We start from the raw sequence: 17,818 nt of genomic DNA, 5'->3' as shown, positions 1-17,818 counted from the left end.
CTTGAGGGGAAGCCGCTCCCATAGGCTTGCCTCGTGGCTCGCGGCCTGCCTGCTCTGGCTTGGCGCCTGGCAGGTCGCGAGCCTCCTCGTCTCGAGCGAGCTCCTGCTGCCTGGCCCCCTGGCCGTGCTCGGGAGCCTCGCGCGCCTCGCTGCCGCAGGGACGCTCGTCCGGGTGGGGTCGGCGACGCTCGCGCACGTCGCCCTGGGCTTTGCCGCCTCGCTCCTCTTGGCCCTCCCGCTGGGATGGGCGCTCGACGCCTTCCCCGCCGTCCGACGCGTCGTCCTTCCCGGCGTGACGGTGCTCAAGAGCGCCCCCATCGTGTGCGTCATCGTCCTGCTCCTCCTGTGGTTCGGGGCGGCGCGCGTCGCCGAGGCGGCGGTGTTCCTCGCCTGCTTCCCGCCCCTGCTCTTTGCCGTCCTGGAGGGGCTGTCCGAGCTAGACCGAGGGATGTCGTCGCTCCTCTCCGTCATGAGGGTCCCCCTCTGGAGGCGTCTCCTCGCCAGCTTTTGGCCGCAGGTGCTCCCCTTCGTGGTCGCCGCCTCCCGGAGTGCCGTGGGGATGGCGTGGAAGGCCGCCGTGGCCGCCGAGCTCGTCGGCTCGTCCTTGGGCAGCGTGGGGGAGCGCGTCTTCCAGGCCAAGCTCCTGCTCGAGACCTCGGACGTCTTCGCCTGGACGGCGCTGGTCATCCTGGCGTCGAGGCTCAGCGAGGCGCTCGTCGTGGCGCTGCTGGAGGCCTCCGGCCCGCTCTGTCGCAGCCTCTCCCTCATGGGCCTGGGGCGAGGGGACGGAGGAGAGGGGCGTGCCCTTCCGCCCCTGACGCCCATCGTGGCCAGGGGGCTTCGCTTCTCGTATGGTGGCCCTTCCGTCATCGAGGGACTCGACCTCGAGCTCGCGCCCGGCTCGCGCGCCTGCCTGAACGACGCCTCCGGCTCGGGGAAGACCACCTTCCTGCGCCTGCTCGACGGCGTCCTCGCTCCCACGGCGGGTGAGCTGCGCGGAGGCGCGCCTTTCTCCGTCCAGACCCAGGGAAGCCTCCTCGTCGACGAGATGGGGGCGCTCCAGAACGTCCTCCTCTGCGCGCGCGGCCGCGCGCGCGACGAGGTCGAGCGCACCCTGGCGGAGGCCCTTCCCGGCGTGGATCCCCTTCGACCCGTGGGCGAGCTCTCCGGTGGGCAGCGCAGGCGCGTCGAGCTCGTGCGCGCGCTCCTCTCGCCCTCGAACACCGTCCTTCTGGACGAGCCCTTCGCGGGGCTCGACCCAGACGCGCGCAGGCGCTGCCGCTCCCTCGTGGACCGGCTCCTCGGCGGCCGGACCCTCGTCATGGCCTCCCACGACGAGGGGGACCTGCGCGCCCTGGGCGCGCGCCCCCTCTCCCTGCGACCCACGCGCTAGCGAGCGGGCGGACCTGGCGCCGGCCCGTCCCATGGCGCGTCCCTCGTTAAGCTTTGTTAATAAACTCCCGGCACCTCCGGCCTTCCCATATGCTGGATGGGTTGAACTCCCGCGGCGCCGTGTCCCAGCCCGTGCCCGCGGCCATGGAGAAGGAGGTGGGTCATGATTCAAGACCAGCTTGCTGCCTGCGGTCTTGTCAACTGCAGGGGTGCCATCCAGGTGGACGCGGCCCCGGCCGTCCTGGTGGAGAAGGCCCTGCTCGCCAACGAGGGTCGCCTGACCTCGCGCGGCGCCCTGTACGTGGAGACGGGCCGCTACACCGGTCGCTCCCCCGAGGACCGCTTCATCGTGGACACGCCCGACGTGCACGACGACATCGCCTGGGGCGCCGTCAACCGTCCCTTCGACGTCGAGGGCTACGAGAGGGTCAAGAAGGCCGTGGTCGACCATCTGAGCACGCGCGACCTCTATGTGGTCCACGCCATCGCCGGCGCCGATCGCCGCTGGTGCCGCAAGTTCCTCGTGGTCTGCGAGCGCGCGAGCCAGGCCCTCTTTGCCCGCCAGCTCCTGGTCAGGCCGTCTAAGCGCCAGCTGGCGGACTTCGAGCCCCAGGACTTCAGCGTCCTCGTCGCCCCCACGCTGCGGCTGGACCCCGCGACCTACGGGACCCACTCCGAGGCGGTCGTCCTCATCAACTTCCAGGAGCGCGAGGTCCTCATCGCGGGGACCATGTACTCGGGCGAGATCAAGAAGTCCATCTTCTCGGTCATGAACTACCTCATGCCCCTCGAGGAGGGCGTCCTGCCCATGCACTCCTCGGCCAACATGGACCCCGTCACGGGCGAGACGGCCGTCTTCTTCGGCCTCTCCGGCACGGGCAAGACCACGCTCTCGGCCGACCCGGACCGCATGCTCATCGGTGACGACGAGCACGGCTGGGCGGAGGGGAGCGTCTTCAACTTCGAGGGCGGCTGCTACGCCAAGGCCATCCGCATCTCGTCCGCGACCGAGCCCCAGATCTACAACGCCATCCGCTTCGGCAGCATCTGCGAGAACGTGATCGTGGACAACGCCACCCGCAAGCCCGACTACTTCGACGGCACCCTGACCGAGAACACGCGCGTGGCGTACCCCATCGACTTCATCGACAACGCCCAGGTCATGGGCCAGGGGCGCTATCCCAACGTGATCATCTTCCTGACCTGCGACTCCTTCGGCGTGCTCCCGCCCATCTCGCGCCTGGACAAGAACGGCGCCATGTACCACTTCCTGAGCGGCTTCACCAGCAAGGTCGCGGGCACCGAGCGCGGGGTGGACGAGCCCCAGCCCACCTTCTCGACCCTCTTCGGCGAGCCCTTCATGCCGCTCTCGCCCCTGCTCTATGCCGACATGTTCGGCAAGAAGATCGACAAGGCCGGCACCAGGGTCTACCTGATCAACACGGGCTGGACGGGAGGCCCCTACGGCGTGGGCATGCGCATCGACCTCGCTTCCACCCGTCTCATGGTCTCGGCAGCGCTCAACGGCTCGGTCGAGGAGGCGGAGTTCGTCCACGACCCCGTGTTCAACGTGGACGTGCCCCAGCACATCGAGGGCGTTGACAGCCGTGTCCTGAACCCGCGTGGAACCTGGGCGGACAAGGCCGCCTATGATGGCGTCGCCCGCCAGCTCGCGGGCATGTTCGTGGAGAACGCACGCGAGAAGTACCCCGATATGGACCCTGCCGTGAGGGCCGCGGGACCCAACCCCGCCTAGCGCCGTCGGCTCCCGGGGCCAGCGTGCGGCGTTGGCTCCCGGGGGCCGGCCCCCGTCGGAGCCTGTGCCACGTTCCGGTGCGACGGCGCCTCCGACCTCGGCCGCGCGCCCCTCTCGCCCGGCCACCCATCCCCGCTTTCCTTCCACTGGTTCCCTCGCAACGGCCCCCTCGGTCCCCAAACGACAGCCCTTGGCCCATCCTTAGCTATATACATTCAGGTGCGTGGCCAGGGGAGAGGAACGCGGCCACGCTCAGGCCGGGCGCGGGCGCGCCCCAGACCATAGGGGGGCAGATGGCTCGATTTCATCTGTTGGAACTGACTCCCGAGCAGAAGGTGATGGACGAGCTGCATGCCTCGGTGGGCAGGCGGCTCGAGGTGAGCTCCCTCGCCCCTTGCCCGGTCGAGTTCACGATGTCGTTCGTCAACATGTGCGCGACACAGAGCTGCGGCAAGTGCACGCCCTGCCGCGTGGGGCTCAGGGCGCTCAGGCACCTCCTGAGCGACGTGCTCACGGGCACGGCGACGATGGCGACGATCGACGAGATCGAGCGGCTCGCCCAGACGGCCTACCTCTCGAGCGACTGCGCCATAGGCTACGAGGCCGGCGCCATGGCCCTGAGGGCCGTGAGGGGCTTCAGGGACGACTTCGTGAGCCACGTGAGCCACAACTCCTGCGCGAGCGCCCTGGCTCCCAGCGTGCCCTGCGTGGCAGGGTGCCCCGCCGGCGTGGACGTGCCCGGCTACCTCGCGCTCGTCCGGGCGGGCAGGTGCGCGGACGCCGTCCGCCTCATCAGGAAGGACAACCCCTTCCCCCTGGTCTGCGGCCTGGTCTGCGAGCATCCCTGCGAGAGGAACTGCCGCCGCGGGATGGTGGACGACCCCATCAACATCCGCGCGCTCAAGCGCTTTGCCTGCGAGCACGAGGGGACTCCCGAGGAGCCCGCGCGTGCCGCTTCGACGGGCAAGAGGGTCTGTGTGGTGGGGGGCGGTCCCGCCGGCCTCAGCTGCGCTTACTACCTGACGCTGATGGGGCACGAGGTCACGGTCTTCGAGGCCCGACACCATCTGGGCGGCATGCTGCGCTACGGCATCCCCGCCTACCGCCTCCCGCGCGAGCGGCTGGACCAGGAGATCGGCTGGATCGTGGGCCAGGGCGTCACGGTCCGCATGGACGAGAAGGTCGACGCGGCCGGCCTCGCGCGCCTGCGCGAGGAATACGATGCTGTCTACCTGGCCATCGGCGCCCATGGCGACAAGAAGCTGGACATAGCGGGGGAAGGGCTGCCGGGGGTCGAGAGCGCGGTGGACATGCTGCGCTCCATCGGCGACGGAGAGATGCCCGACTTCTCGGGGCAGCACGTCTGCGTCGTGGGCGGCGGCAACGTCGCCATGGACGTCGCGCGCTCCAGCGTGCGCTGCGGCGCCGAGCGCGTCTACATCGTGTACCGCCGCCGTGCCTGCGACATGACGGCGCAGGACGAGGAGATCGAGGGCGCCCGGGCCGAGGGCTGCGAGATCCTGGAGCTCAACGCCCCCGTCCGCATAGAGGCCGATTCCGAGGGCAGGGTCGCGGGACTCGTGGTCCAGCCCCAGCTCATCGGCGGGCACCGCGGGGGCAGGCCGGCTCCCCGACCTGCCTCGGCGCCCGAGCGCACCATCGCCTGCGACCGCGTGGTCGTCGCCATCGGCCAGGCCATCGAGTCGGCCCCCTTCGAGGGGCTGGGCATCCCCACCTCCTGGGGCCGCATCTCGACCCAGACCGACGCGAGCATCCCCGAGCTCGAGGGCGTCTTCTCGGGCGGGGACTGCCAGACGGGTCCCGCCACCGTCATCAAGGCCATAAACGCTGGCAAGGTGGCTGCGGGCAACATCGACAACTACCTGGGCTTCGACCACAGGATCGAGCTCGACGTCGACGTCCCTGCGCCCCAGCTCGAGGACATGGGGCACTGCGCCCGCTGCGAGACCATCCTGCGGGAGGCGGGGGAGAGGAAGCGGGACTTCGAGGAGATAGAGCGCGGGCTCACGCCCGAGGAGGCGCTGCAGGAGTCCTCGCGCTGCCTGCGTTGCGACCACTTCGGCTTCGGAGCCTTCCGTGGGGGGAGGGAGATCCAGTGGTAGGACACGAGCACGAGCAAGGCGAGAGGGACGTCGCGACCAAGGCGGTGAGCCTCGTCGTGGACGGGACGCCCGTCACGGTCCCCGCAGGCACCAGCATCCTGGGCGCCTGCCGCGCCGCGGGGTCCAAGGTCCCGACCCTCTGCTACCTGAGGGAGCTGAACGAGATCGGCTCCTGTCGTGTCTGCGTCGTGGAGGTCAAGGGCCGAGAGCGCCTCGTCGCCTCCTGCAACAACTGCGTCGAAGAGGGGATGGAAGTCCTCACCAACAGCCCCAAGGTGAGGTGCGCCCGCCGCGAGAACGTGCTCCTGCTCCTCTCGCAGCATGACGCGACCTGCACGACCTGCGTGCGCTCGGGCAACTGCTCGCTGCAGGAGGTGTCAAACGACCTTGGCCTCGTGGGCATGCCATATCCCACCATCCTTCCCCATGGCTCCTGGCCGCAGGGCTTCCCCCTCATACGCAACAACGACAAGTGCATCCGCTGCATGCGCTGCATCCAGGTCTGCGACAAGGTCCAGGCCTCGCACGTCTGGGGGATCACCAACCGCGCGACCCACACCACGGTGGACGTGGCCGACGGGGCCAGCATCCTCAACGTGGACTGCACGCTCTGCGGCCAGTGCATCACCCACTGCCCGGTGGGTGCGCTGCGCGAACGCGACGACGTGTCCCGCGTCTACGACGCGCTCCAGGACCCCGAGGTGACGACCGTCGTCCAGATAGCCCCCTCCGTGCGCACCTCCTGGGGCGACCATTGGGGCCTGGGGGAGACGGCGGGCATGGGGCGCCTCGTCTCCGCCCTCCGTCACATGGGCTTCGACTACGTGGTCAACACCGACGTGGCGGCCGACCTCACCATCATGGAGGAGGGCACCGAGCTCCTCCGCCACCTGGGCGAGGGCCGTCCCTACCCGCTCATGACCTCCTGCTGCCCCGCTTGGGTCCGCTTCGTGAAGGCGCACCACCCCGAGCTGGTGGACGACGTGTCCACCAGCAAGAGCCCCCAGCAGATGTTCGGCGCCGTGGTGAAGAGCTACTACGCCCAGCTGCTGGGGCTCGACCCCCACAAGGTCTTCTCGCTCTCGATCATGCCCTGCGTGGCGAAGAAGGCGGAGTGCGCCTATCCTAACATGAACGACGCCTGCGGGGACCCCGATGTCGACTGCGCGCTCACGGTGCGCGAGCTCGAACGGCTCCTGAGGGCGGACCACGTGGACGTGGCGAGCCTCGGGGAGGAGCCCTTCGACGAGCCGTTGGGCGTGGGGACAGGCGCGGGCATCATCTTCGGGGCCACGGGCGGCGTCATGGAGGCCGCGCTCAGGACCGCGCACTACCTGGTGAGCGGGAGACCGCCCGAGGACGACATGTTCGGCGACGTGAGGGGCCTCGAGGGATGGAAGGAGGCCAGCTTCGACCTGGCGGGGACCACGCTCAGGGTGGCCGTCGCTCACGGGCTGGCCAATGCCGACGCCCTCTGCAAGGCGCTGGTCTCGGGAGAGGCCCAATACGACTTCGTCGAGGTCATGGCCTGTCCCGGCGGTTGCGTGGGCGGCGGCGGGCAGCCCATCCACGAGGGGCAGGAGCTTGCCGGCGTGCGCGGGCAGGCGCTCTACGGCTTCGACAGGCGCTCGGAGTGGCGCAACTCTTACGAGAGCCCCGCCGTCAGGCGCTGCTACGAGGAGTTCTTCGGAGAGCCCAACTCCGAGCTCGCCGAGGAGCTGCTGCACACCGACCTCCGGGCTTGGAAGATGCCCGCGGAGTGGATACGCGAGGCGGAGTCCGCCCCGGACGCGGCGCTGGCGAGACGCTAGGCTTCCAGGCACGGGGTTCGCCAGAAAAGGAGGTGGCCCCTCTCACCCATGTGGGCGAGAGGGGCCACGTTCGTCCTGGAGTCTGTGCCGGAGGGGCTACTCGGCCATCTGGGCCTGGACGGCGGTGATGGCGACGACGCCCACGATGTCGTCGGCGGAGCAGCCGCGCGACAGGTCGTTGACGGGCTTGGCGATGCCCTGGAGCACCGGGCCGTAGGCCTCGGCGCCGGCGAAGCGCTGGACCAGCTTGTAGCCGATGTTGCCCGCCTCGAGGTCGGGGAAGACCAGGATGTTGGCGTTGCCGGCGACCTTTGACCCGGGGGCCTTGAGGGCGGCGACGCTCTTCACGAGGGCGGCATCGAGCTGGAGGTCGCCGTCGAGGGCGAGCTCGGGGGCCTTCTCGTTGGCGAGGCGGGTGGCCTCCTGGACCTTCTCGGGGACCTCTCCCTTGGCGGAGCCCTTGGTGGAGAAGGAGAGCATGGCGACCTTGGGCTCGTCGCTCATGAACTGCCTCCAGGTGTTGGCCGAGGCGATGGCGATCTCGGACAGCTCTTCGGCGGTGGGGTCGATGTTCAGGCCGCAGTCGGCGAAGAGCAGCGTGCCGTCCTGGCCGTACTCCGCCTTGTCGGTGCACATGATGAAGAAGGCCGAGACGAGCTTGGTGCCAGGGGCGGTCTTCAGGATCTGCAGCGCGGGACGCAGGGTGTTGGCGGTGGAGTGGCAGGCGCCCGAGACCAGGCCGTCCGCGTCGCCCATCTTCACCATCATGGTGCCGAAGTAGGTGGCGTCGTCCATCTGCTCGCGGGCCTGCTCGATGGTCACGCCCTTCTTCGCGCGCAGCTCGGCGAACTTCTGGGCGTATGCCTCGTGCCGCTCGCTGGTCCTGGGGTCGATGACCTCCGCGCCCTCGACGTCGATCTGGGAGGGGTCACCCAGGATGACGAGCTTCGCCAGGCCCTCGGCGACGATCTTCCTGGCCGCCTCGATGGTGCGGGGGTCCTCGCCCTCGGGCAGGACGACGGTCTTGACGTCGGTTTTGGCCGCGTCCTTCATGCGCTGCAGAAACTCGCTCATCGACTCTCCTTCTGGTTGTTGTTCCCTGCCCAAGAAGGCCGCTCGGCCCCAATCTATGGGGCCTGGGCCTGGCTTTTGGGTGCAATCCTCCCCATTATAGGGCGGCGTGATAGAATCGACCAAGGAATCGAGCCGCGGGCAGGGGCCTGCAACTCGATTTATTTGTGCGCAGCGCCCGCGTCACGTGCGGGCCGCCCATCGAAGGGAAACGACCATGAACCTCAACGCAGGCCTTCCGGACGACTTCAACCCCTCCTCCTTCGACGCCATCGTCGTGGGGGCCGGATACGCCGGTGCCGTCTGCGCGCGCCGTCTGGCCGAGGCCTGCGGCTTCAAGGTCTGCATCCTCGAGCGCCGCGGCCATGTGGCGGGCAACGCCTACGACTACGAGGACGAGGCTGGCGTGCTGGTGCACAAGTACGGTCCGCACATCTTCCACACCTCCGACGAGCGCGCCCATCAGTTCCTCTCGCGCTTCACCGACTGGACGGAGTACCAGCACAAGGTCCTCGCCGACGTGCATGGCACCCTCATGCCCGTCCCCTTCAACCACACGTCCCTCAAGCTCGCCTTCGGCGAGGAGAGGGGAGAGCGGCTCTTCCAGAAGCTCGTCGCGACCTTCGGCATGGACAAGAAGGTCCCCATCATGGAGCTGCGCGAGAAGAACGACCCCGACCTCTCCGAGGTGGCGGACTACGTCTACGAGAACGTCTTCCTGCACTACACGATGAAGCAGTGGGGCAAGACGCCCGACCAGATCGACCCCTCCGTCATGGGCCGCGTTCCCGTCTTCGTGGGCGACGACGACCGCTACTTCCCCCTGGCGCCCAACCAGGGCATGCCCGCCGACGGCTACACCGCCATGTTCGAGCGCATGCTCGACCACGACCTGATCAAGGTCTACGTGGGCGTCGACGCCCGGGACCTCCTCAGCACGGCGGACGGCGTGGTCAACGTCTGCGGCAGGCCCTTTGGCGGCGAGGTCATCTACACCGGTCCCCTGGACGAGCTCTACGGCTTCGACCTCGGCGCACTGCCGTACCGCACGCTCGACATGGTCTTCGAGACCCTGGACATGGACCAGTTCCAGCCCGTGGGCACCGTCAACTACACCGTGAGCGAGAACTTCACCCGCATCACGGAGTTCAAGCACCTCACCGGCCAGGTCCTTCCGGGCAAGACGACCATCATGCGCGAGTACTCCCGCAGCTACATCCCCGGCGTGGGCGAGACCCCGTACTATATCATCAACGAGCCCGAGAACCTCGAGCTCTACCGTCGCTACCGCGACCGCACGAGCGGGCTCGTCAACTTCCACGTGGTGGGCCGCCTCGCCGAGTACCGCTACTACGACATGGACGGCGTCACCGCCTCCGCGCTCGAGCTCTCCGACGAGATCATCTCCAACCACTAGCCGAGGGTCCCGGTCGAGGTCCGATTGATGTCGCAGACGAGTCAGAAGAAGACGATCAGCTTTGGCGTGCCGTGCTACAACTCCGCCGAGTACATGGACCATTGCATCGGGTCCATCCTCGAGGGTTCGGGTCACGCCGAGGACGTCCAGATCGTCATCGTGGACGACGGGTCCACGAAGGACGACACGCTGGCCAAGGCCCGTGAGTGGGAGGGCCGCTTTCCCGGCTTGGTGAAGGTCGTGCACCAGGAGAACGGCGGGCACGGAATGGCGGTGCTCGCCGCCCTGGAGGCTGCGGACGGCACCTACTTCAAGATCGTCGACTCCGACGACTGGGTCGACGAGGAAGCCCTCCAGGCCCTGCTCAAGACCCTGCGCGAGTTCATCGCCTACGAGACGCGCGTCGACCTCGTGGTGACCAACTACGTGTACGAGCATGCGGAGGACGGCAAGCAGAACGTCGTCGACTACGGGTTCGCCCTTCCCAAGCGCAAGATCATCGGGTGGGACAGGATCGGCCACTTCAACATGGCCCAGAACATGTTGATGCACGCCCTCTGCTACCGCACCGACGTGCTGCGCGACGGCGGGGTGCCCATGCCGGCGCACACCTTCTACGTGGACAACATCTACGCCTACGTCCCCCTGCCGCGCTGCCGCACCCTCTACTACCTGGACGTGGACCTCTACCGCTACTTCATCGGGCGGGAGGACCAGTCGGTGAACGAGGACGTGATGGTATCGCGCATCGACCAGCAGCTTCGGGTCACCCGCGTGATGATGCGCGCCTACCATCTCTACGACGACATACCGAGCCGTCGCCTGCGGAGCTACATGGTGGGCCACTTCACCCTCATGATGGCCGCCTGCTCCATCTTCTCGAAGCTCTCTGACGATCCCTCCGCCATGGACGACCTCGACTCGCTCTGGAAGGAGCTCCGGCAGTTCGACGCGCGCATGTACTGGAGGGCGCGCAACGGGCTCGTGGGCATCGCCATGAACCTTCCCGGAGAGGGTGGCCGAAGGGCCACGGTCGGCATCTACCGCATCGCCCGGAGGCTGGTCAAGTTCAACTAGCCGTCCCTGGCGGACGCCCGCCTCATCGGGGCACCCAAGCGGAAAACTGCGCATGATAGCGTCGAATTGTGAAGACGCGTGACGTTTGCCCAGATGATCCTCACTCTGGAAAGATACCGTGCGCAGTTTTCTAGCCTGCCAAGCCGTAAAAAGGCCCACCTGCGAAGCGGATGGGCCTAGTCGCACGACGATTGGCCTGTCAACACCTCACTCGAGGTCGCTGACGGCAGGGAAGCCGTAGGCGCCCTCGGCGGAGCGGACGCCGTCCACGATGGCCTCCTCGAGCGCCCTCGTGGCGAGCATGCCCACCTCGTCGACCGTCGCCTCGACCTCTCCGGTCGCCATCACGAAGATGGTGTCGCCGTCGTTGGTGGTGTGGGTGGGCTTGATGGCGTGCGCGTAGGCGTCGGCGGAGATCTGCGCCACCTTGGTGGCCTGGGCCTTCGTGAGGGAGGCGTTGGTCACCACGCAGGAGATGGTCGTGTTGGTCCTCAGGAAGGGCACATGGTCAGAGTGGGCCGCGAGTGACCCCGCGAGGTCGAGGGGACGGCCCTCGTTTGACAGGGTGCCCGCGACGGGGCTTCCGTCCTTTGGGTCGACCACGTTCCCGAAGGCGTTCACCGCGGCGATGGCGCAGCAGACGAGTTCGCCGGAGCCTGCGGTCGCCCGTCCTAGGCCGCCCTTCATCGCGTGGGCGGGCCCGCGGAGCTTGCCCACGGTGCAGCCGCAGCCAGCGCCGTGGTTGCCCGCCTCGAGCTCACGGTCCCTCTCGTCAAGCGCACGGGCCACGGCGAGCGCGCCCTCCGCCGTTCCCGGACGGACGTCGGGGGAACCACAGGCGAGGTCGAAGACGCAGGCGGAGCTCACGATGGGGACGACGCCTACCCCGACGTCGAGGCCGATGCCCCTGCGCTCGAGCTCCTCGGCCGCTCCGCAGGCCGCCGCGAGCCCGTAGGCGCTGCCGCCCGACAGCACGACGCAGTGGAGCTTGCTCACGGTCTCCTCGGGCCTCAGGAGGTCCGTCTCCCTCGTGGCGGGGGCTCCCCCTCGCACGTCCACGGCCCCCGTCGCCCCCTCGGGGCAGACGATGGCCGTGCATCCCGTGCCCGCCTCGTGGTTCGACACGCTCGCCGCGAACACGCCCGCAATGGGGAAGGCGGCTCCGTCGATCCTGCTCACTGCGCTCCTCCTAGCACTTGGGCCGCGAGGTCCACCTCGTCGCCCAGCAGGTCCGAGAGCTCGCGGACGAGCCGGGAGACGGGAAGCCCCACGACGTTCTGGTAGTCACCGGCTATAGAGCGTACCAGGAAACGGCCGCGCCCCTGAATGCCATAGGCACCGGCCTTGTCGAGCGGCTCACCGCTCTGGGCATAGGCATCGATCTGGGTGCGCGTGAGCTCCCAGAAGGACACGGTCGTCGTCTCGACGAAGGAGGCCGGGCGGGGAGAGCCGTGCTCGGGCAGCGCTGCCAGGCAGACGCCGGTCGAGACCCGCGACTCCCGCCCTGACAGCTCCCTCAGCATGCGGGCCGCGTCATGCGTGTCCCTAGGCTTGCCCAGGACGTCCCGTCCGGGCATCCAGACGACGGTGTCCGCGGCGATCACGGCCTGGCAGCCGGAGCGCCCGGGTGCTTGGAGCTGGGGGAGGGCAAGGCAGGCCTGTGCCTTCATCCTCGCGAGGCGCTCGACGAGGGCGACGGGAGACTCTCCCTCCTGGCGCGTCTCGTCGACCTCAGGTGGGAGCACGAGGAGCTCGAACCCCGCCTCCTCCAGCAGCTGGCGGCGGCGGGGCGAAGAAGATCCCAGTGCGATGCGCATGCTGTTCCTCCAAGAAAAAGGGAGCCGCGTCAGCGGCTCCCGGGCGTCACGCTCGTTGGTAGCTGTGCTACTCGACGGTGATGGCGCTGACGGGGCAGTTGTCGGCGGCCTCCTGGGCGCTGTCCTCGTTCTCCTCGGGGACCTCGTCGACGATGACCTCGGCGACGCCCTCGTCACCGATGGCGAAGACCTCGGCGCAGGTGGACTCGCAGAGACCGCAGCCGATGCAATCCTCGTTCACAGTTGCCTTCATGGTGGTTTCCTCTCACTCTGAATCCGAACCCAGGCCCCTTACCCAAGTTCTCTAGACCCCTTTGTACTATTACTTCGCCCGGAGCGCTAGTGCCAATGTGGGTAGCGTGCGAGCCACTGGGGCTCGTCCGTCCAAAAGGGACGCCATACGCATGGGCCCACTTCGGGTTGGGCGTGGCGGCCGAAGGTCATCAGCGTCTCATGAATCCGCAACAGCCCAGCTCCGAAAGCGTACGGAACCCCATTGACCGATAAAAGGCCTTGGTCTTCTCGTTGTCGTCGGTCGCAAGCTCTATCTGGCGCACGTCGCCATAGCGGTCGAGCACGGCCTCGACTAGTGCCGTGCCGACTCCCTGCCGCTGCCTCTCGGGGTAGACCAGGACATCCTGGATGAACACAATGGTGAAGCCGTCGCCGACGGCCCTGATGACGCCAAGCAGCTCGTCGCCTTCGTAAGCGGCCAAAACCAGCAGAGAATGCACGAAGCCGTTTCGCAGAGCTGCGGGGTCTCTCGTGTATGCCGTCCAGCCCACCGCATCATAGAGCGGCTGTATCTCGTCCTCGCGATAGTCCGTGTACTCCCTTATCTCCATCTGCCACCCCCAGATTCCGACTTCCCCTGCGGCGTCCGGCCCACAGCACGAGCCCCAAGGCACCATCCGGCCTCTTAGAGGCCCTCGGGCCTCAGCCCCGGGCCCTCGACAGCAATGTCACGCACTCGACGTGGAAGGTCTGGGGGAAGAGGTCCACGGGAGTGATGCGGACGGGGGAGAAGACCCCCCTCTCCCCGAAGCGCGCGAGGTCGCGCGCGAGCGTCGCCGGGTCGCACGAGACGTAGGCGATGGCGCGCGCCGGCTGCTCGCTGAGCCGTTCCACCACGTCCTCGGCAAGCCCTGCCCTCGGCGGGTCCACCACGATCACGTCCGCATCGGAGTCCGGGAACTCGCGCCCTGCGTCCCCACCCACGGCGTCGACGTTGTCGAGCCCCGCTCGCTCGAGGTTGCGCCTGAGGTCGCGGACGGCGGGTCCGTATGACTCGACGGCGTCCACCCATGAGACGCGTCGCGCCAGGGGCAGGGTGAAAGTGCCCGCCCCGCAGTAGAGGTCCATGGCGACGTCGCCCTCGTCTGGGTCGAGCCCCTCCATCACGAGTTCGACCAGTCGCTCGGCGCCCTTGGTGTTGACCTGGAAGAAGGAGGGGGCGGAGAGGAGCATTGTCCCACCCGCGACCTGCTCGCCCCAGCAGCCCGCGCCCGAGAGCCGCTCCACGCCCATCACGCGCCGGGCCTTCTTGGGACCCTTGGTGAGCACGCGCACGACTGAGCTCGCCCTTGTCGCCTCCTGCAACACCTTCGCGACTTGCGCCCGGGGGAAGGGGCCGGGCTCGGTCCACAGGGCAATCTCGACCTCGCGCGTGCGACGGGAGGCCCTGATGCCCACGCGGTCGATGTCGAGCCCGTGGGAGTTGGAGAGGTAGCTCAGCGCGCCGGCGACGGACTTGGTGAGCTTGGAGTGGCGGGCGTCGAGGAGGGGGCAGGAGTCGACCTTGACCACACCCGTCCCGGACCTGTCATGCATGCCGATCAGGCTGCGCCGTCCGTGACGCTCGAAGGCGAGCTCGACCTTGTTGCGGTACCCCCAGCGCTCGCCGGGGGACTCGCAGGGCGCGACCAGCGACTCAGCCCGAGCGGGGTCCATGTGGCCGATCCTCACCAGCGCGTCCACCGCGCTGGAGCGCTTCTGCTCCAGCTGGGCGCCCTCGGAGAGCCCCGCCCAGGGACAGCCGCCGCAGACCGGGACGAGGGGGCAGGCGGGGCGCACCCGCATCTCCGAGGGCTCGAGCACCTCGGTGACGACTGCGTGGGAGAGGCTCTTGCCGTCCTGGTCCACGCGTGCGCGCACCAGGTCCCCGGGAACGCCACCGCTCACGAAGACCGCCTTCCCGTCGTCGCGATGGGCGACGGAGTCGGGCCCGTAGGCCATCCTCTCGACCCTGAGCGTGAGCTCCCCTCGCACCTCTTCTGCCACCGGTTTCCCTCCAAGGCTCGTGTCCCGGTCACTCCCGGGTCCCAGAAGATTCTAGCAACTGGCGACCGCCCGCCTCCCGCCCGGAGTGGCGTGATTCGCAGTGATGAATGAAAATGAAAATCTATAGTATATTTATGGAAGGTTTATTAGATTGAGTCAAGGGGGTGAATAGGCGTCTTAAGTTCAAAAAATAATTTAGGAAATCAGAAAATTAGTTTTGCCAAATCATAAAATAGCAGGTAAATATAGGTGATAATCAAAGCAAGAAATAATGGTGCTACCGCTTAGGGATCCAAAGGGACCGTTCCCGCGAAAGTCGCGATTGTGGGTGAGACGCATAAATTGATTGGATATAGTCTGTCTTGGCGTTATTCTGGTCTCGCCGGGATGCCTCCCGTGCGAGAGGACTATCGGTCTAGTGCCAGACACTGTGCTGGCACAGAAAGAGTAGGAGGAACCATGGCTAACGGGCTTTATGTCCACAGCGAGATTGGCCCCCTGAAGAAGGTCCTGCTTCACCGCCCTGGCGAGGAGCTTCTCAACCTTCCCCCCGACGAGCTGGGTCGTCTGCTCTTCGATGACGTGCCCTTCCTCGAGGTGGCCCAGCAGGAGCACGACCGCTTCGCCGAGATTCTGCGCGAGCAGGGCGCCGAGGTCCTGTACCTCGAGAAGCTGGTCGCCGAGGCCCTGGACGCCGCCGGCTCCCGCGAGGAGTTTACCGAGCAGTGGCTCGACGAGTCCGGCCTGCGCGGCACCCACACCCGCGCCACCGTCAAGGAGTTCATGGACTCCATCACCGACACCCAGGCCTTCGTCGAGAAGTGCATCGCGGGCATCCGCAAGAACGAGCTCGAGCTTCCCACCAAGTCGAGCAACCTCCTTGCCGACCTCGTGGGCTATGACCAGGACAGTGAGTCCGACCTCCTGATCGACCCCATGCCCAACACCTACTTCACCCGCGACCCCTTCGCGATCGTGGGCAAGGGCGTCAACCTGAACCACATGTTCTCGGTGACCCGCAACCGCGAGACCCTCTTCGGCAAGTACATCTTCCGCGACCACCCCGACTACAACGACGCGCCCCTGTGGTACCGCCGCGACTCCGCCTACCACACCGAGGGTGGCGACGTCCTCAACATCAACGCCCACACCCTGGCCATCGGCATCTCGCAGCGCACCCAGGCAGCCGCCATCGACGCGCTCGCCCAGCACATGTTCTGGGAGAAGGGCGACGAGTGCGAGATCGACACGATCTATGCCTTCAACATCCCCGTGTCCCGTGCCTTCATGCACCTCGACACCGTCTTCACGCAGATCGACGTCGACAAGTTCACCATCCACCCGGGCATCATGGGCACCCTGCAGGTCTTCAAGCTCACCAAGGGTGCCTCTGAGGGCGAGGTCAAGATCGAGGAGATGAACGACACCCTCGAGCACGTCCTGGCCAAGGCCATGGGCCTCGATGCCGTCAAGCTCATCAAGTGCGGTGGCGGCGACCCCGTCGCGGCGGCCCGCGAGCAGTGGAACGACGGCTCCAACACCCTTGCCGTCGCACCTGGCAAGATTTGCGTCTACCAGCGCAACACCGTCACCAACGACGTGCTCTACAAGGAGGGCCTCGACCTCCTCGTGGTTCCCTCGGCCGAGCTCTCCCGCGGCCGCGGCGGCCCCCGCTGCATGAGCATGCCCTTCGCCCGCGAGGACATCTAGCCCCCTAGGCAATCCCCCGAATCCGGAGATGACCCCGTCGTCTCCGGATTCGGGCTGTACATCGGTTCGTCACCCCGGTTTTTAGGTGCCGGCGACATGAGGCCGCCGGCAGACAGAAAGGACAACGCATGGGCGTCAACCTCCGCGGCCGCAGCTTCCTCAAGCTCCTCGACTACTCCTCCGACGAGATTCGCTACCTCCTCAAGCTCTCCGCCAACTTCAAGGACATGAAGCGCGCCGGCGTGCCCCATCGCTACCTCGAGGGCAAGAACATCGTCCTCCTCTTCCAGAAGACCTCCACGCGCACCCGCTGCGCCTTCGAGGTCGGCGCCTCCGACCTCGGCATGGGCGTGACCTACCTCGACCCCAACTCATCGCAGATGGGCCACAAGGAGTCCACCGAGGACACCGCCCGCGTCCTCGGCCGCATGTTCGACGGCATCGAGTACCGCGGCTTCAGCCAGGCCCAGGTCGAGGAGATCGCCGAGAAGAGCGGCGTGCCCGTGTGGAACGGCCTCACCGACGACTTCCACCCCACGCAGATGCTCGCTGACATCCTCACCGCCCAGGAGGAGTTCGGCCAGGACCTCCGCGGCCGCAAGCTGACCTTCTTCGGCGACTGCTGCAACAACGTCGCCAACTCCCTCATGGTCGTCTGCGCGAAGCTCGGCATCAACTTCTGCGCCTGCGGGCCCAAGGAGCGCATGCCGGAGGACGAGCTCGTCGCCACCTGCCGCGAGATCGCCGCGCAGAACCACTGCGAGGTCGTCCTCACCGAGGATCCCCACGAGGGCGCCAAGGACTGCGACGTGCTCTACACCGACATCTGGGTGTCGATGGGTGAGTCCTACGACCTCTTCGGTGAGCGCATCAAGCTCCTCTCGCCCTATCGCGTGACCAAGGAGCTCATGGCCGAGGCCAAGCCCACCGCCATCTTCGAGCACTGCCTGCCCTCCTTCCACGACACCAACACCACCCACGGCAAGGAGGTCGCCGAGGAGTTTGGCATCACCGAGATGGAGGTCACCGACGAGGTCTTCGAGGGGCCGCAGTCTCGCGTCTTCGATGAGGCCGAGAACCGCATGCACACCATCAAGGCGGTCATGTACGCCACCCTCTGCTAGACGGCTCCGCCCCGACTTCCCCGCCATTTGGCGGGGAGGTTTTTTCTGGTGGGGGGGAGAGGGTCCCTCCCTTACTTTTTTGCAGTCGTCCTATCAGTTTTTCTTTGCGATGCGACGTTTAGATTCACGAATATATGCAGTTTGTTGATTGTGGAGCATATGTGGATACAGAAGCGTCGCTTGTCTTTCACTTTTGGTCAGAGCAAGGTCCTTACCCCGTCCAAACTGCGACTTTGTTGC

General features: G+C 67.2%; 14 protein-coding genes. 8 read left to right on the top strand and 6 right to left on the bottom strand.

Translation table 11 applies throughout. The annotated features are described in order from the left end of the window. The first annotated feature begins 1 nt into the window (after window position 1). The 4 genes from Q5923_RS01445 (at window position 2) to Q5923_RS01430 (ending at window position 7,082) form a co-directional block, all read left to right on the top strand. Window positions 2–1,393 (top strand): ATP-binding cassette domain-containing protein, encoded by a 1,392-nt coding sequence (locus Q5923_RS01445; protein ID WP_072499552.1) that lies wholly within the window; start codon window positions 2–4, stop codon window positions 1,391–1,393. A gap of 162 nt (window positions 1,394–1,555) precedes the next feature. Continuing rightward, entirely contained in the window at window positions 1,556–3,148 is a 1,593-nt protein-coding gene (gene pckA, locus Q5923_RS01440) for a phosphoenolpyruvate carboxykinase (ATP) (protein ID WP_303131643.1), read from the top strand. Window positions 3,149–3,441: 293 nt separating this feature from the next. Then, window positions 3,442–5,271 (top strand): NAD(P)-binding protein, encoded by a 1,830-nt coding sequence (locus Q5923_RS01435; RefSeq protein ID WP_303131641.1) that lies wholly within the window; start codon window positions 3,442–3,444, stop codon window positions 5,269–5,271. Beyond that, window positions 5,265–7,082, top strand: a complete 1,818-nt coding sequence (locus Q5923_RS01430) for a [FeFe] hydrogenase, group A (RefSeq protein WP_009279121.1) — start codon at window positions 5,265–5,267, stop codon at window positions 7,080–7,082. Before Q5923_RS01435 ends, Q5923_RS01430 begins: the two co-directional genes overlap by 7 nt. A 96-nt stretch (window positions 7,083–7,178) precedes the next feature. Here the strand turns inward: Q5923_RS01430 and pta are convergent, their stop codons facing one another. Then, window positions 7,179–8,156 (bottom strand): phosphate acetyltransferase, encoded by a 978-nt coding sequence (gene pta / locus Q5923_RS01425; protein WP_303131638.1) that lies wholly within the window; start codon window positions 8,154–8,156, stop codon window positions 7,179–7,181. Window positions 8,157–8,370: 214 nt separating this feature from the next. Between pta and glf the strand changes: the two genes are divergently transcribed. Next, complete coding sequence (gene glf, locus Q5923_RS01420; RefSeq protein WP_062531262.1) at window positions 8,371–9,570, top strand: UDP-galactopyranose mutase; 1,200 nt, start codon at window positions 8,371–8,373, stop codon at window positions 9,568–9,570. A gap of 27 nt (window positions 9,571–9,597) precedes the next feature. Next, the gene (locus tag Q5923_RS01415) at window positions 9,598–10,647 is read left to right on the top strand and encodes a glycosyltransferase family A protein (protein ID WP_009279124.1); all 1,050 of its coding nucleotides are present in this window, start codon (window positions 9,598–9,600) and stop codon (window positions 10,645–10,647) included. A gap of 207 nt (window positions 10,648–10,854) precedes the next feature. Here Q5923_RS01415 and Q5923_RS01410 read toward each other — a convergent pair whose 3' ends face one another. The 5 genes from Q5923_RS01410 to rlmD all read right to left on the bottom strand — a co-directional run bounded on the left by Q5923_RS01410 (window position 10,855) and on the right by rlmD (window position 14,744). Beyond that, the gene (locus Q5923_RS01410) at window positions 10,855–11,826 is read right to left on the bottom strand and encodes a P1 family peptidase (RefSeq protein ID WP_062531256.1); all 972 of its coding nucleotides are present in this window, start codon (window positions 11,824–11,826) and stop codon (window positions 10,855–10,857) included. Then, window positions 11,823–12,464 (bottom strand): nucleoside triphosphate pyrophosphatase, encoded by a 642-nt coding sequence (locus Q5923_RS01405; RefSeq protein ID WP_368501937.1) that lies wholly within the window; start codon window positions 12,462–12,464, stop codon window positions 11,823–11,825. The genes Q5923_RS01410 and Q5923_RS01405 overlap by 4 nt, the downstream gene beginning before the upstream one ends. 67 nt (window positions 12,465–12,531) lie before the next feature. After that, the gene (locus Q5923_RS01400) at window positions 12,532–12,717 is read right to left on the bottom strand and encodes a ferredoxin (protein WP_009279127.1); all 186 of its coding nucleotides are present in this window, start codon (window positions 12,715–12,717) and stop codon (window positions 12,532–12,534) included. Window positions 12,718–12,907: 190 nt separating this feature from the next. Continuing rightward, entirely contained in the window at window positions 12,908–13,309 is a 402-nt protein-coding gene (locus Q5923_RS01395; RefSeq protein WP_303131632.1) for a GNAT family N-acetyltransferase, read from the bottom strand. Window positions 13,310–13,400: 91 nt separating this feature from the next. Next, on the bottom strand, window positions 13,401–14,744 hold the full coding sequence (gene rlmD, locus Q5923_RS01390) for a 23S rRNA (uracil(1939)-C(5))-methyltransferase RlmD (protein ID WP_303131631.1): 1,344 nt from the start codon (window positions 14,742–14,744) through the stop codon (window positions 13,401–13,403). Between the two features lie 459 nt (window positions 14,745–15,203). Between rlmD and arcA the strand changes: the two genes are divergently transcribed. Beyond that, window positions 15,204–16,454 (top strand): arginine deiminase, encoded by a 1,251-nt coding sequence (gene arcA / locus Q5923_RS01385; RefSeq protein WP_062531253.1) that lies wholly within the window; start codon window positions 15,204–15,206, stop codon window positions 16,452–16,454. A gap of 128 nt (window positions 16,455–16,582) precedes the next feature. After that, window positions 16,583–17,578, top strand: a complete 996-nt coding sequence (gene argF / locus Q5923_RS01380) for an ornithine carbamoyltransferase (RefSeq protein WP_303131630.1) — start codon at window positions 16,583–16,585, stop codon at window positions 17,576–17,578. The last annotated feature ends 240 nt before the right edge of the window (window positions 17,579–17,818 follow it).

The sequence above is a fragment of the uncultured Olsenella sp. genome, assembly GCF_959602185.1.
In the GTDB taxonomy this organism is placed as follows: domain Bacteria; phylum Actinomycetota; class Coriobacteriia; order Coriobacteriales; family Atopobiaceae; genus Olsenella_I; species Olsenella_I phocaeensis.
Note: the sequence above shows the minus strand (reverse complement) of the source record. Positions and strands in the feature narration are given on the sequence as shown.